The sequence below is a fragment of the Brassicibacter thermophilus genome (genome assembly GCF_055378355.1).
Genome location: NZ_AP042446.1, coordinates 2,200,828 through 2,214,652, shown reverse-complemented (window position 1 = coordinate 2,214,652; position 13,825 = coordinate 2,200,828). Strand labels below are relative to the sequence as shown.

The window sequence follows — 13,825 nt, the reverse complement described above, 5'->3', positions numbered from 1 at the left end:
AAAAGTGAATGGTTTATTTTTACAAGGAGGAGGGGCAAAGGGAGCATTTCAAGCAGGAGTAATATATGGTTTGTATGAAAGAAATTGTGAATTTAATATACTAGCTGGAACATCAATAGGTGCTATTAACAGTTATTTTATATATAAAAATAGCTTTGAAGAACTAAAAAAGTTTTGGCTAGAAAATAATTTTGAATATTATAATACAAACGAGATATGTAGAAATGTAATAGATAATCAAGGGGTTATTGATTATTTAAGTGAGCTTGAAGGTATTAATGAAACAATAAAAGGCTTTTATGTAAATTATGTGTCCGTACGAAATAAGAAACTAAAAGAAGTAATAGCAGATATAACTAAGCTGCCAGATGATGAAAAGCTTAATGCAATAAAATATAGTTCATTACTACCTTGCAGATCAGAAAAATATGGCTCCATTGAAAATATAAAAAAACAATTTGATTCTTCAGTTATGTTTAATGAATTCAAAGAAGATTTAGAAACTGGTATTTATGAAGGATATAAATTAGATGGAGGGATTGTAAACAATAATTTTCTTGGGCCATTTGTTAAGAATAAGGTAGATAAATTATTTTTGATAGTATTCCATAAAAACTATCAAATACCAGATTACATAAAAAATAGGTATGCTATGGATAATATAGTAGTTATTGAACCTAAAAGAGATTTCAAGCCAAATGATACATTGAGGTTCGAAAAAAACTTTGCAAATGATCTATTTGAAGAAGGATATAGTATAAGTATGAAGGTATAAGATACTTAGTTTAATATATAGGTAAACAAGTTTAAAATTTAAAATAAAGTGTTAAACTTGTTTACCTAAATAATGATTATAGTTTTAAATATATTATACAATTTTATCGTTTGTTTTAGAATTAACTCTTGACATAGGGATAAAGCTTATATTATTATAACAATAATACTCAAAATTACTGTATATAAAGCTTAATTAAATTTTAAGATAAGTAGGTGATATAAATGCTAAAAGGTGAAAAAGTGAGATTGAGAGGTTATACGAAGGATGATATAAAATTAGCATATGAATATATGAATGATCCAGAAGTAATGCTCAATTTATCTACAGGTATCCCATATCCTATGACTTTGGAAATGGAGATGGAATGGTTTGAAAACCAGAAAAAGCTAAAGGATACATATAATTTTGCAATTGAAACTTTGGAGGAAGGGATTTATATAGGAGGATGCGGAATAAACAATATAGACTGGAAAAATGGAACAGCCACTGTTGGAATATTTATTGGACATAAAGATTATAGAGGTAAAGGTTATGGGACCGATGCTATGAAAATATTAGTTGATTTTATATTTAATCAGATAAATGTTAACAGAGTTGAACTTTCTGTATTTGAATTTAATGAGAGAGCACAAAAAAGTTATAAAAAATGTGGATTTATAGAAGAAGGAAGGTTAAGACAAAAATTATTTAGAAATGGTAAGTATTACGATGAGATAGTTATGAGTATTTTAAGAGATGAATATTTAGCAATGAAATAATATAAAAAAATAGTACAAAAATTAAAATTTATACTAGACAAAATGAAAAATAGATAGTATAATAAAAAATGTCGTTGATGACATGCCCCTTTAGCTCAGTTGGCTAGAGCACCTGACTCTTAATCAGGGTGTCCAGGGTTCGAGTCCCTGAAGGGGTACCAATAGATAAAAAGTTTCCAGAGGTCGCTTTGGAAACTTTTGTTATTTATTAAGATTTTTTATTCACTAAATAATAAAGGAGCCTTAGGCTCCTTAATAGCAGTAACAAAATATAATCACTAGAAGTAAAAAGAAAAATAATAATTCACTTCCGCTATTATTTCCACATAGTGCATTTGCCATAGATAAACCTCCCCATTGATTTATTTCTTTCTCAATTATAAATTATTCAACATTAGTTCATTTTGATACAACTGTTATAAATAATATTAGAGGCAACAAATTTGTAATTTGTAAAATTATGACTTTTTATTAATTTACAAATTTTTTATTTATTGCAAGAATTACTTTGTATATTTATTTGCATATGAAGAAGCTGCATAAGATTCAGGCTTAATCTTCGTTTCAAAACCAAGTCCTGCAAAGTATCCAATAGCTTCTTTAATTAACTTTCTAGTAGCTCCTTTAGTTCCTATATCAATGTGAATTTCATGACGAAAACTAGCTCCTTTATCTATATAAGGTAGTAGTATATTAGTTATTTCTTCAAAAATTTCAGGAGTAAACATAAATGCTAATTGCTGAGTTCTTGTAGCTTCAATAAATATTTTTTCTTTCAGATTTTTAATTCTTCTTGGAATGATAAGTTTATTAACACATCCCCAAGCTCCATTACCAATATTGTGGATGATTATTGCTGTAATAAAAATTGTATATTCTGATTTAACTTGAGAATCTGTTCCAATTGCGAGTATATACTCTCCTTGAGGATTTTTTTTAATAAAGTTTAGTATATGAGAAATTACATCGGAAAATGACATGTTTTTTTCGCTGCTATTATAAAAAGTCATTTCTTTTTTATATATTGAAGAGTCAAATTTCACATTATCACCTTCATTTTGTAATATATTATTATTCTAATCTTTCTGTTATTGTTACCTTGCAGAGATATAAATCTAAATAAATTAGTGTTACTTAAGAATTATACAAAACACGTTGTATTCCTTTATAAAATTTCGAAAATATTAATATTTAGGTTAAATTAAATTATATTCTGATTTTTGCTGATAATTGAGATAAACCGATTTTTATAAAAACTTAGATTTAAATAAAATTGGAAATTCATTATGAAGTTTTAATTTTTAATTAAAAATTTGATATGAAGTCTCTAATATACTGTACAAAATCTTGACATTTGTTTTAAGTTATCATAAAATAAAAATATAATAAAATTGAATATTTTGAAAGCAACACTTGTTTATTTAGATATGAAAATATCGACGTAAACAAGGTCATTAGCAAAGCCTTAATGTTTATATGGTTTTGCTTTTTTTGTTCTATTATATATAAAGGAGGTGATTTGATGTTTGATAAGAGGATACTTGAAATGAAGGATGAAATCATTCAAGAAGTGAGAAAAAGTGTAAAAATAAAGAGTGTACAGTCAACTCCAAAAGAAAATATGCCTTTTGGTGAAGGTGTTAATAAATCATTAAAACATGCATTAGAACTTGCGAATAAATTAGGATTTAGAACGAGAAACTTAGATAATATGGTTGGGTATGCAGAGTATGGCGAAGGCAAAGAGATGGTAGCTATTTTAGGGCATTTAGATGTTGTGCCTGAAGGTGATGGATGGACATATCCTCCGTATAGTGCTGAAATACATGATGGTAAAATATTTGGAAGAGGCACTCTTGACGATAAAGGACCAATTATAGGAGCTTTATTTGCACTAAAAGCTATAAAAGATTCACAATTACCATTAAAAAGAAGGATTAGAGTAATATTTGGAACAAACGAGGAATCTGGAAGTAAAGGGATAAAGTACTACACAGATAAAGATGAGATTCCAGTAGCTGGATTTACTCCAGATGCAGAATACCCAATAATTAATGCAGAAAAAGGAATAGTAACTTTCACATTAAGAAAACGTTTTGGTGTAAAAAATAATGATACTAGAACAAAAAGTGTTGGTATAGTATCATTTTCGGGAGGTACAGTTCCAAATGTTGTTCCTGAATATGCAGAGGTAGTAATACATAGCGATAAATTCCAAAAAGATTATTTAATAGAAAAGTGTAATAAAATTATTAAAATGAAAAATTACAAATTTGATGTTGAATATATTAAATCTAGTAAAAACTTTATTGTAAAAGTATATGGTATATCTGCACATGGAAGTACACCAGAACAAGGTAAAAATGCCATATCAGCAATAATACATTTATTAAGTGAATTAGATATATCTACAGATATAAAAGAAACTATGACTTTTTTAAATAAAAATATAGGTTATGAAACTGACGGAAGAACATTAGGAATTGATTTAGAAGATGAAATTTCAGGTAAATTAACTTTTAACTTGGGAACAATTAAAGGAAATAATAATGAAATCAGTTTAGGAATAAATATAAGGTATCCTGTTACTAAACAATATGATGATTTTATGAAAAATTTAACAGATAAAATGTTATCTGTAGGTTTTATAGTAGAAGATATTAAACATAAAGCCCCATTATATGTGAGTCCTGAAGAAGATTTTATTAAAAAACTTCAAAAAGTGTATAAGGAGAAAACAGGAAATGAACCAAAACTTTTAGCTATAGGTGGAGGAACTTACGCAAAAGCCATGAAAAATATTGTAGCTTTTGGGCCAATTTTCCCTGGTGAACCTGATGTTATCCATCAACCTGATGAATATATAACTATAGAAAACCTAATAAAAAATGTTCAGATTATGGCCTCTGCAATATATGAACTTGCTAATTGATATTAACATACTTATTGTCAACAATCATCTTTTAATGTTTTAATAAGTTATATTAGCGTTTTTCTAATTAATTAAAAATAATTTAAAGGAGGAGAATTAATGATTACAACTGGTTTTACATATTTATCTGTATTAGTTTTTTTAGCTGGCTTATTAGTTTGGCTAGAAAAGAAATACAAAGATAGCAAATTTTTTAAGTATGTACCAGCAGTAGTTTTGCTTTACTTAGTAGCTATGTTATTATCGACATTCGGATTATGGGAAAAAACAGATGATGTAAATTTATACTATTCAATATTTAAAAATAATCTATTACCTGCAATGATATTTTTAATGTTACTAAGATGTGATATAAGAAAAATTGTTAAATTAGGGCCTAAAATGTTATTAGGATTTTTTTCAGCTTCAATAAGTATAGGAGTAGGCTTTATTGTTACTTATATAATTTTTAAAGGTTTATATGAACCTGATACATGGCAAGCATTTGCAGCACTTTGCGGTAGCTGGATGGGTGGAACAGGAAATATGGTAGCTGTTCAAGGTGCTTTAAATATTCCAGATGCTAAGTTAGGGTATGCATTATTAATGGATTCTATTAACTATTCTATTTGGGTAATGGTTTTATTAGCATTAGTTCCTTTCGGACATAAATTTAATAAATGGACAAAATCAGATACTAGAATTATAGATGAAGTAGGTGAACAACTTGCTAAGGCTCAGGAAAATATGAGAACAAGTATGGAATTTTCAGACTTAATAATTTTAACAGGAACTAGTTTGTTAGTAGCTGCTATTTCTAAGAATTTAGGTGGATTATTGCCACAATCTGATTTTTTATCAGCAACGACTTGGACAGTTCTTATAGCTACTGTAGCTGGTGTTATAGGAGCTATGACACCTTTAGCAAAGTTACCAGGTTCGTCGCAGATTTCTAATGCGATGCTATATACTATAGTAGCTTTAATTGCTTCAAGAGCAAACTTTGCAGAGCTTGCACAAGCTCCATTATATATTATTTCTGGTTTTGTTATTTTAGGAATTCATGCTTTAGTAATGGCGATAATAGCTAAAGTATTTAAATTAGATCTATTTACCTGTGGTGTTGCAAGTTTAGCAAATATAGGTGGAGTTGCATCAGCACCTATTCTTGCAGCAGCATATAGTCAAGCTTTAATACCAATCGGAGTTCTTATGGCAATGATGGGTTATATCATTGGTACTGGTGGAGGTTTAATAGTAGGTAAGATAATGTCTTTACTTTAATGTAAATTAGTTTAAATAGAATATTGCAATAAAAAAAGGATATTGATCACTGCTGTAGAATTAATTTCAAGGATGAGATTTTTAAATAAAATTAATATAGGTGGTTTGAATAATGTATGATAAAAATACAGTGTATGTGATCGGTCACGGTAGAACCAATTCAGATAATGCTATAACAGAAAGATTTAAAATATTTTTTATAGGATTTATAGTCGACACAACAGATGATAAAATTGTTGATCTTAGTTGTTCTGCTACAATACCTACGACACAAAAGTTTATTGCTAGTATATTTAAAGGTAGAAAATTTGACAAATTCTATAAAGATATAGAAGAAGAGGTGATGAGAAGATACTTTGGGTCTTCACAAAAAGCTATAGTAGTTGCTTATAAAGATGCGTTAAAAAAATATAGGCAAGTAAAAGAAAAATATTATTAATAAAGATTTTTTATTTAAAATTTTGAGATAATATACGTACGGATCTGAGTTTAAAAGTTAAAGAGTCATAATAGAAAAATATATAGAAAATAATTAAAGGGGGAGCAATATGAAAATTACCGATATCAAAATAGGGCATATATCAGTTCCACTGAAGAAACCCTTTAAGACAGCATTGAGAACAGTTAATAGTGTAGAAGATGTTATTGTTAGAATTGAAACTGATACTGGAAATGTTGGCTATGGAGAGGCACCTCCTACAGGGGTTATAACGGGGGATACAACTGGTGGCATTATTGGAGCTATAGAAGATCATATTAAAAAACATTTATTGGGAATGGATATAGAGAACTTAGAAGAATTAATGTTAAAATTAGACAACTCAGTTGTTAAAAATACAAGTGCAAAAGCTGCTGTAGATATAGCAATATACGATTTATATGGGCAGTTGTATAAAGCACCAGTTTATAAATTACTAGGAGGATATAGAAAAGAAATAACGACAGATATAACTATAAGCGTAAATGACCCTGAAGAAATGGCACGGGATAGTATTGAAGCTGTAAATAAAGGGTATAAAACTCTTAAGATTAAAGTTGGTAAAGATTCATCACTAGATTTAAAGAGAATGAAAGCTATAAGAGAAGCTGTGGGATATGATGTTGATTTAAGAATAGATGCAAATCAAGGTTGGAAGCCAAAAGAAGCTATCTATACATTAAGAAAAATGGAAGATGCAGGACTTAATATAGAACTTGTCGAACAACCTGTACCGGCTCACGATATTGAAGGGTTAAAACTAGTAACAGATAATGTTTCAATACCAGTATTAGCTGATGAAAGTGTGTTTTCACCTAAAGATGCTATGAAAATCATTGAAATGAGGGCTGCTGATTTAATAAATATTAAATTAATGAAAACAGGTGGACTTCACAACGCTCTTAAAATATGTTCAATGGCAGAAATATATGGTATTGAATGCATGATAGGATGTATGTTAGAAGCTAAAGTAAGTGTTGCAGCAGCAGTACATTTAGCAGCAGCTAAAAGTATAATTACAAAAGTAGATTTAGATGGACCTGTATTATGTAGTGAAGACCCTATTGACGGAGGTCCAATATTTGAAGAATATAAAATTACATTGAATGATGAACCAGGTTTAGGAATTAAAGACGTACATGGAGTAGTATATAAATAATTTTTTTAAAGTCCTTTCCTTATGGAGAGGGCTTTTGCTTATAATTTTAATGATTACAAGACTAAAATATTTCATGTAACAAATATTTTTATCAACAAATAATTTATGTATTATAATATAATTGACTTATACAAATTTACATTGGGGAGTGTTTTTATTGAGAAATTTTAAATATGTGTTTGGACCAGTGCCATCAAGAAGAATGGGGCTTTCCATAGGTGTAAGTCCTATACCTGAGCAGACATGTAATTATTCATGTATATATTGTCAGCTAGGAAGAACAAAAAATATGACAAATGAAAGAAAAATGTTTTTTGATTATAAAGTTATTCTTGATGAATTTGAAGAATATATGAAGGAAAATATTAACTATGATGTGGTAACAGTAGTTGGCGAAGGAGAGCCTACTCTTTATAAAGGACTTGGAAATATCATAATGGGGTTAAAAGATCTAACTACTAAACCTGTAGCAGTTATAACTAATGGCGGCCTTATGTATGATAAACAGGTAAGAAATGAACTAATGCATGCTGACATTGTTTTACCTTCATTAGATGCAGCAGATGAAGAAACTTTTAGAAAAATCAATAGGCCCATTGGAAGTATAATGTTTAACGATATGATTGAGGGATTAATAGAATTTTCTAATGATTATAAAGGACAGTTATGGCTTGAAACCATGATTATAAAAGGGTTTAATGATAAAGAGTCTGATTTTATGAAAATGAAAGAAATCATAAAAGAAATAAAACATCAGAGATTGTATATTAATTCTCCTGTGAGGCCACCAGCAGAAAATTATGTTGAACAGCCTTCTGATAGATCTTTAGAATTGGCTGTAGAAATACTTGGAGGACTAGTAATAAATAAACTTGATTCTGTTGGATTTTATAGTGAAGTAAAAGATGATTACGATGCTATACTCAGTATTATAAGAAGGCATCCAATGAATACTCATGAGATTACAGGTTTTTTGAAAACAAGAGGTTGTAAGAAAATCAATGAAATAGTTTTAAAGTTAAGGGAAAATGTAAATATTGAAGTATTAAGTTATAAAGGTTATGATACTTTTAGGTTAAAATAAAAGAAGTTTAGTTTTTTATGAAGTATTCATTCAAATGAGAAAATTGTATATTAAAAAGAGGTGAGATAAATGATATTACCCGTTAAAAGAGTAGCTGCAATTCATGACCTTTCAGGATTTGGTAGATCTTCTCTTATGGCAATTATCCCAATATTGTCGACTATGGGACATCAAGTTTGTCCTGTACCTACAGCAGTATTGTCAAGTCATACAGGAGGTTTTGAAGGGTATAGTTTTGTAGATCTTACTGACTCTATGCAAGATTACATAAATCATTGGAAGAGACTAAAATTGGAATTTGATTGTATATATAGCGGATTTTTAGGCTCTTCAAAGCAAATAGATATAGTTTTAGATTTTGTGAATTACTTTAGCAATGATCATAATCTTACTGTAGTTGATCCTGTTATGGGTGATGATGGTAAACTTTATAGCACTATGGGATATGATATGGTTGAACGTATGAAAAAATTAGTAGAAAAGGCAGATATCATTACTCCTAATTTTACCGAGGCAGCATATTTATTAGGCAAATCATACTCTCTGGAGATTAATGATAAAGAGATGAAGAAGTGGTTATTAGAACTTTCTAAAATGGGACCTGAATGCGTTATAATTACTAGTGTTCCAGATGCGAATTCAAAAAAGAAGACAAGGACAATTGCTTATGATAAACGTCACGATAAATATTGGAATGTAACATGTCAATATATTCCTGCAAGTTTTCCTGGTACAGGGGATGCTTTTACAAGTGTAATAATTGGTAGTCTTCTTCAGGGCGACAGTCTTCCTATAGCGTTAGATAGGGGAGTGCAGTTTATAACTGCTTGTATAAGAGCCAGCTATGGATTTGGATATCCTGAAAGAGAAGGGGTTTTATTAGAAAGAGTTCTCAATAATTTAAATCTTCCTGTGCTGACCAGCAGTTATGAGGTCATGGATTAATTAATATATATTAATTAAGTTTGTTAACTAACACATCAGGGGGGTGGATGTTTTGAATAATTTAGAATTTTTAGCTGCAGATTTGCCAGAGGATATAAAGAAATTAATTACATATGGAAATTTTGCGGAGGCAAATAAGCTAATAGATATTTATTTAGATAGGAATATTTCTACTATGCTGAAAAAAAGGCTAAATTTTGAAAAGCATAGAATGGATATACTTAAGAAAGAATACATTTATACATATGATAGTGCATTAAAAATAGCTCAAGAAAAATTAAAGGATTTTACTAAGGAAGAATTGGATACTTTAAAAAACCAAAGATATGTTGATTGGGTATTTATTGATGGGAAATTAATGTTCAGTAAAAGATTTTTAGATAACATATTAAAGGTACATCCTGACATGAAAAATAGGTTAAAAAGAAGTAATAATGATAATAGAGAAAATGTGCTTTTAGATAAAACAGTAGAAGACATGATAGAAAAAGGAGAAAAGAGATACTTTATACATGTAAAATCAGGTATAAAACTAAAAAAAGAAGGAACAAGAGTTAATGAAATTGTAAGAGTTCATTTGCCTATACCTCAAGATGCAGTTCAAATAAAAAATATTAAGATATTAAATACTTCTCATAAACCAAAGATAATATCTCCAGAAACTTACCCACAAAGAACTATTTATTTTGAGGAAAAAGTAAAAGGCGAAGAGGAATTTATTGTAGAATACTCATATGAAAATCATGTAAAATATATTGAGTTAGATTACGATAAAGTATCAGAAATCCAGCCTAAATTTTATACTGAAGAATGGTTACCTCATATAGCTTTCACCCCATTTTTGGTTGATTTAGCAAAAGAAATAGTAGGCAATGAAGAAAACCCATTGAGGAAGGCAAGAAATATATATGATTATATTACAAAAAATGTACAGTATTCATATGTTAGACCATATGCAGCATTACTAAATATTCCAGAATATGCAGCATATAATCTCAAGGGAGACTGTGGAGTTCAGGCACTTTTATTTATTACATTGTGTAGAATTGTTGGTATACCTGCAAGATGGCAATCTGGACTTTATGTAAATCCGTATTATATAGGATGTCATGATTGGGCTCAATTTTATATTGAACCTTATGGATGGCTTTTTGCTGATTTATCTTTTGGAGGGAGTGCTTATAGAAAAAATAACGGTAAAAGGTGGAATTTTTATTTTGGAAATCTTGACCCTTTTAGGATGGTAGCTAATTCTGCATTTCAATACGAATTTTTACCTAAAAAGAATTATTTAAGATCTGATCCTTATGATAACCAAATTGGTGAGGTAGAATATTTTGATAAAGCAATATATAGTGGTGATGGATTTGAACCTATAATGGAGATAATAGATGTGCACGAGGTTTAATAGTGTGAGTATTTTTAATTTATAATTAATTATAGTAAATTAAGTTTTAGACTTGAAGTAATTATGAAAATATCAGAGATTTCGCATCAAAAAAATAAATGGGCGATAGCCCGTAGAAATTAAACAATTTATGATATACATATAAAATTTTGATTATTCCTATTTTTACTAGAAATTATAAAAAAATATTTGCAAAATAAAAGCATCCTTTCTACAATAGTTTTTACCCAAAAAACCAAAGAAAAGGATGCTGATAAAATGAGTAAAAGCTATTTGAAACAATTACTCACTTATATTAATAAGGTGTACCATATAAACGTAAAAATTTCAACAATTTCCTTTGTTGTATTATTTGGATTTATGAAAACTTAAATTGAAATAAAACTGGAAACTCATTATGGTGTATAATAAACTATATGGAATGTTTTGGAATAGGGGAGAAGGATTTTGAGTATTTATCAAGTAGATAGAGTGCAATACATTGAATCAGAAGATAAACTTATATTATTTGAGTTCTTTTTAGTTTCAAACATAAATGAATTTATTGATAGTTTTAAAAATGAAGGGAATAGATTTTCAAAGAAGTTTATAAGTGAAGATTACTATAATAAACTAAGGACTTTGTATGATTTAGCAGTTCAAAATGATGCATATTTATTAATAGTTGTATATGATGAGAATGCTAACAAAATACTATTTGTTAAAAGGATGCCAGAAATAAAGTGGAATATAGTTGATTTTGCAAGGTTTAAAGAAATATTTGTAGGAATAAACAATATAGATGGTGCAGAAAAAAAGTCAAAGAAATTAGGATCAGTTAGAAAAGAAAATAAAGATAATTTTGTTTTGGATACTTTAAAGAAAATTAATTGTTGTATAGATGAAAATGACGATAATGGCTTAGAAATTACGAAAAAATTATTGGGGGAATATACTACAAAAGGATTTGATTTTGATTTGTTTCAATATATAGAAACTACGGGAGAGACTATAATATACGAGTTTTTAAAAAAAGAAACAAGCTATGTTTCAAATTACACAGCACATCCTATGAGATATTGTTGGACTGGAAAACCAAGAGATAACAAACAGAAGTTTATAGGGTTATGGACTGTAAAAGAAAAATTAAATGGGAGATTGTTTCTTATAAATTACAGTGATAATTTAGATGATGGAATTGGAATTTCTGAAATACTTGATTTGGATATAGATGAAGGAATTAAAGGAGAATATAAATATAATTTAACATATAAAGAATTTATTCAATGGATGACAGAAATGAATGGCTACAATGATTATGACACTGATTATTTGAAAAAATATAATTCTAAAAGAAAGCATTTTGATAGAAAATTTTTCAAAAATTGGAACAAGAATAAAAGAAAATATTGTTAATAGGTAGTTGCAGAATAAAAAAATGAACTTATCCACAGAAAAACAAGATAAAAGATGCGATAGCATAAGAAACAGAAGGTTAATTAAACCTTTAATTTTTATCAATATTCAATTATGTTCAAATTATGCTATTAATGTTTTTATCGCTAGAGGATTATTGTGCTTTTCTTGAGTTTTAAACAGAAGAATGGTCCTTTGCTTGAAAAGTAAAGTCCATTTCAAGCTATCGCGAGGAAAAGAAGAATTAAATTTCATTTATAATGGTTTTCTCCTTTCTTTGAGTTATTAATAACTGCTTATTATATATACCCAAAAATGGGGGAAAACCATCCATTTCAATAATTTAAATGTAGCATTTATGCGAGTTGTAGGATTTTGCAACGAGCTAAAAATGAGGTATATATAGGAGGAAATAATAAAGTGAAAAATAATAAATTAATAAATATTATTCTAATAATAGGTTTATTGTTAATGACTAGTGGATGTATAACTACCTCAACGTCACCGACTTCTGATATTATGGTAGATTCAACTATTAATCAACAAGAACTGTCCATGGAAGCCTACAAAAAATTTCTGAATAATGAAATGAAGTTATCTTTTGACCGATTTATGCCAAAAGATTATGCTGGGAGAACTCTATACAAAAAAGGAAGTGAATATACACTTTCGGAAGTACTAGACATAGTTACTGGGCATTATTTTAAAAATTCCACAAATAAGAAAATTAAATATATAGATTACGGCTATATTGATTGTGGTATGGATGGAGTAAACGAATTGGTTCTTCGTTTTAATGGTATGGATATTTATGATAAAGATGATGATAGTACTTTAGTTTATATTATAAAGTATATTGATGAGAAACTATTTCTTTGTTATTATTACGAGACTTGGGCTAGAAGTGATTCCACAATAAATGAATATGGTTATTGTCAATCTAGTGGTAGTAATGGAGCTAGTAATTACGTAACAGAATATAGTCTAATTGATAAAGAGGGTAATTGGCAGTTTATTGTATCTATTGAAAGTGAACAGGATATAAACCAATTTGATTGGTCGGACGAGCTAGGAGAGATTTCAAAAGTGGCTGAGGCAAAAGGAATATCAGGCAAAATTCAGATAGATACCATATGCTTTGATAATAGTGTATATATACCTAATTCAGATGAAATTGGCAATAAAGAGTGCTTTTATACATTTTATGTATATGATGATAATTGGGAGCTAATAGATGATGCAAATCTTTATACGAATAGCATATATAAAGAAATTTTTGATGAAGCAAAGGTATCATTTATTACACCAGACGAGGTTTCGAATATGATTTCGGAAAAAGAGAAAAAGGTGGGGGCTACTATTGAAATCAAAGAAGGTGCCGAAATAACATGGAAGGCTCTTAGTGAGAACATGTTTTCTGATTATGTTGGAAGATAACTTTTAATTAGGAATATAATATTATGCAAATTCCTTAAGTATTAAATTTAATATTTTATATATAGAAGGATATTTATCAAAGTTTGATAAATACGAACATAAAGCGTGTTGGGGTACTGAAGAATTTAGTAAGTAGTGATGCAATAAATCTGTGCTTTTATGAAAATAAAAGCTCTTTTCTGGCAAGA

13 protein-coding genes and 1 tRNA gene are annotated in these 13,825 nt (G+C 28.6%); 13 read left to right on the top strand and 1 reads right to left on the bottom strand.

What is annotated here, in order from left to right:
- The first annotated feature begins 4 nt into the window (after window positions 1–4).
- From ACZ41D_RS10675 to ACZ41D_RS10665, 3 genes are all read left to right on the top strand, one after another.
- Window positions 5–775: a patatin-like phospholipase family protein gene (locus tag ACZ41D_RS10675; protein ID WP_464151392.1), complete on the top strand. Its 771-nt coding sequence runs from the start codon at window positions 5–7 to the stop codon at window positions 773–775.
- 224 nt (window positions 776–999) lie between these two features.
- Entirely contained in the window at window positions 1,000–1,536 is a 537-nt protein-coding gene (locus tag ACZ41D_RS10670; RefSeq protein WP_464151391.1) for a GNAT family N-acetyltransferase, read from the top strand.
- Between the two features lie 84 nt (window positions 1,537–1,620).
- A tRNA-Lys gene (locus tag ACZ41D_RS10665) sits at window positions 1,621–1,697 on the top strand.
- Between the two features lie 342 nt (window positions 1,698–2,039).
- Here the strand turns inward: ACZ41D_RS10665 and ACZ41D_RS10660 are convergent.
- Window positions 2,040–2,579 (bottom strand): ribonuclease H-like YkuK family protein, encoded by a 540-nt coding sequence (locus ACZ41D_RS10660; protein ID WP_464151390.1) that lies wholly within the window; start codon window positions 2,577–2,579, stop codon window positions 2,040–2,042.
- A 479-nt stretch (window positions 2,580–3,058) separates the two neighbouring features.
- On the opposite strand from ACZ41D_RS10660, the gene pepV reads away from it, so the two are divergent.
- From pepV to ACZ41D_RS10610, 10 genes are all read left to right on the top strand, one after another.
- Window positions 3,059–4,468, top strand: a complete 1,410-nt coding sequence (gene pepV / locus ACZ41D_RS10655) for a dipeptidase PepV (RefSeq protein ID WP_464151389.1) — start codon at window positions 3,059–3,061, stop codon at window positions 4,466–4,468.
- 99 nt (window positions 4,469–4,567) lie between these two features.
- The gene (locus ACZ41D_RS10650; protein ID WP_464151388.1) at window positions 4,568–5,731 is read left to right on the top strand and encodes a DUF819 family protein; all 1,164 of its coding nucleotides are present in this window, start codon (window positions 4,568–4,570) and stop codon (window positions 5,729–5,731) included.
- 112 nt (window positions 5,732–5,843) lie between these two features.
- Window positions 5,844–6,170, top strand: coding sequence for a DUF3870 domain-containing protein (locus tag ACZ41D_RS10645; protein ID WP_464151387.1), 327 nt, complete (start codon window positions 5,844–5,846; stop codon window positions 6,168–6,170).
- 109 nt (window positions 6,171–6,279) lie between these two features.
- Window positions 6,280–7,368, top strand: coding sequence for a dipeptide epimerase (locus ACZ41D_RS10640; protein WP_464151386.1), 1,089 nt, complete (start codon window positions 6,280–6,282; stop codon window positions 7,366–7,368).
- A 157-nt stretch (window positions 7,369–7,525) separates the two neighbouring features.
- Window positions 7,526–8,452: a radical SAM protein gene (locus ACZ41D_RS10635; RefSeq protein ID WP_464151385.1), complete on the top strand. Its 927-nt coding sequence runs from the start codon at window positions 7,526–7,528 to the stop codon at window positions 8,450–8,452.
- A 69-nt stretch (window positions 8,453–8,521) separates the two neighbouring features.
- A complete protein-coding gene (locus ACZ41D_RS10630; protein ID WP_464151384.1) occupies window positions 8,522–9,397 on the top strand; it encodes a pyridoxamine kinase in 876 nt (291 codons plus the stop codon).
- Between the two features lie 52 nt (window positions 9,398–9,449).
- Entirely contained in the window at window positions 9,450–10,805 is a 1,356-nt protein-coding gene (locus tag ACZ41D_RS10625) for a transglutaminase-like domain-containing protein (protein WP_464151383.1), read from the top strand.
- Between the two features lie 447 nt (window positions 10,806–11,252).
- Entirely contained in the window at window positions 11,253–12,200 is a 948-nt protein-coding gene (locus ACZ41D_RS10620; RefSeq protein WP_464151382.1) for a hypothetical protein, read from the top strand.
- Between the two features lie 22 nt (window positions 12,201–12,222).
- A complete protein-coding gene (locus ACZ41D_RS10615) occupies window positions 12,223–12,372 on the top strand; it encodes a hypothetical protein (RefSeq protein WP_464151381.1) in 150 nt (49 codons plus the stop codon).
- 248 nt (window positions 12,373–12,620) lie between these two features.
- Window positions 12,621–13,637: a hypothetical protein gene (locus ACZ41D_RS10610; protein WP_464151380.1), complete on the top strand. Its 1,017-nt coding sequence runs from the start codon at window positions 12,621–12,623 to the stop codon at window positions 13,635–13,637.
- Window positions 13,638–13,825: the final 188 nt, after the last annotated feature.